The following is a 2,551-nucleotide window of genomic DNA, read 5'->3' on the forward strand; positions in this document are numbered from 1 at the left end:
TTGTGTGACTCGTTGGCCACTAAACCAGGAAACTGGGTATAAATGGCCGTTCCAAGTCACCACATGAGGACAACCTCGACTTGTGAATAACTCTTATTACCTTGGTGGTGAAATTCCATCCGCCTTGTTGTTGGGTTGACAGCATAGGCCACACTGGTGAGACTGAATATCAAACTGGTGAAGCTGGCCTAAAAGCGGGAAAATACCAGTTACCAAGAACGATACCGCAAGCAAAGGCTGACAAGTGGACGAACAGGAAGGTAATTAAACTCTCGTTACACGAAACCATTCCAAAGGTAACTATGGAATGTAGGACGAAAGTCAGGGGGTCAATGGATAATTTCATAATTTCGGAATTATCAGCAACCATACCGAACCCTCCGGGAGATTTTACCCCACTAAATTAGCCGTAATAAAAGGAATAAGGGAACGAGAAAACCTCTCTAAGACACCTAAGAATATAGGTCGATAACTTAGGAAGCCATTCAAGGTCAATCTACGCAATCGGACGTAGGTCTTAGGGAGAGTAGGATTGGATAATAAGCATTAATTTGCAGACGTATCCACTGTTAGACGTAATGTAAAGTAACAATTAGCTATGAATAAAGCTAAAACACTAAAAAGAAAACTAGGAAATCCTAGACCATTTTTAAGCGTGGCATGGGATACAGACGATATACCGAATCAAGTTAGTATCAATCCTAACCTTAAATGGAAAGATATTAATTGGAAGAAGGTAGAAAAATATGTATTTAAGTTGCAAAAGTTAATTTACAGAGCATCCAGCCGTGGCGAAATCCGCAAGATGCGTAAGTACCAAAAACTTCTGACCAAAAGTTACTACGCTAGGTTGCTAGCTGTTAGGCGCGTGACCCAGGATAACCAGGGGAAGAAAACTGCGGGTATAGATGGAATCAAAAATCTACCACCAATACAGAGATTTAACCTAGTTGACTTATTAAATACGCGATGCCTCAAAGCAAGTCCAACCCGCAGAGTCTGGATACCAAAACCAGGAAGGGATGAGAAGCGACCGCTTGGAATCCCAACAATGTACGACCGTGCGTTACAAGCCTTGGTTAAGTTGGGTGTGGAACCAGAATGGGAGGCACACTTTGAACCTAACAGTTATGGTTTTAGGCCAGGACGGTCAACGCATGATGCCATCGTAGCCATACACACTAGCATCAATCATAAACCTAAATATGTGTTAGATGCCGATATATCTAAGTGTTTTGACCGAATTAACCACGATGCACTTCTAGGAAAGATAGGTCAATCTCCCTACAGACGACTAATTAAACAATGGTTAAAGTCTGGAGTGATGGACAACAATCAATTCCTAGAATCTGTGGAAGGTACACCACAGGGAGGGGTAATTTCACCCTTACTAGCAAACATCGCCCTGCACGGTATGGAGGAAAGACTAATGGAATTTGCCAAAACTATAGACCTTAAAAACAAAAAAGGTAATCAAAAAGGTTGGAAAAGTAAATGTCAAAGTCTTACCATAGTACGCTACGCTGATGATTTCGTTATCCTACATGAAGACATCAAAGTAGTCCTGCAAGCAAAAGCCGTAATACAGGAGTGGTTAAACCAGGTAGGATTAGAGCTAAAACCAGAAAAGACCAAAATTGTCCACACCTTAGAAGAATATGAAGGGAACAAACCTGGATTTGACTTTCTTAGCTTTACAGTCAGGCAATGGAAGGTAAAGTCAACCAAACAAGGATATAAGACTCTGATTAAACCCTCCTCCAAGAGTATAAAAACTCATTATCGAAAACTGGCGGATATATTTGATAAGAATAAAACCGCCCCGACTAAAGCTCTAATAGCTAAGTTAAATCCGGTAATAAGAGGATGGGCTAACTACTTCTCAGCCGTCGCCAGTAAAGAGGTATTCAGCAAAATAGATAACCTCCTATGGGTAAGAATATGGAGATGGGCCAGTAGAAGGCATCCAAATAAGTCGGCTAAATGGGTAAAGAAAAAGTATTTCCCTCGCTGCAAAGAGACCAGAAATTGGTTACTTAACGACGGTGAGTATATACTAAACCGACACTCAGATATACCTATTATAAGGCACATCAAAGTTAAAGGTAATAAATCCCCTTATGACGGTGACTGGACTTATTGGGGTAGCAGAATCGGTAAACATCCAGGCGTAAGGAAAGAAGTCACAACGCTACTTAAGCGACAAAAAGGTAAATGCGCATCTTGTGGACTAACCTTTAGACCAACTGACCTAATTGAAGTTGACCATATAAAACCAAGGTCTAAAGGTGGTGACAACACATATAAGAACAAACAATTGTTGCACCGACATTGCCACGATACTAAAACTGCATCAGATAACAAGACATATCCACAATTTAAGCCACAGGACTTACCTGAAAGTTATTTATGGGTTGATGATATGTTGATACTGAAGTAGGGATGTACCCATGACAAGGGACGTTTAAGAGAGGAGCCGGATGAGGTGAAAGTCTCACGTCCGGTTCTGAAGACGAGTCGGTCAAGGTAACTTGCCTGGCTTAGTTTAACA

1 protein-coding gene is annotated in these 2,551 nt (G+C 41.2%); it reads left to right on the forward strand.

All coding sequences use genetic code 11. The annotated features are described in order from the left end of the window. Positions 1-598: 598 nt before the first annotated feature. On the forward strand, positions 599-2,440 hold the full coding sequence (ltrA, locus tag F6K06_RS33340; protein ID WP_375340285.1) for a group II intron reverse transcriptase/maturase: 1,842 nt from the start codon (positions 599-601) through the stop codon (positions 2,438-2,440). Positions 2,441-2,551: the final 111 nt, after the last annotated feature.

This window comes from Okeania sp. SIO1H4 (assembly GCF_010672695.1).
Taxonomy (GTDB): Bacteria; Cyanobacteriota; Cyanobacteriia; order Cyanobacteriales; family Microcoleaceae; genus Okeania; species Okeania hirsuta.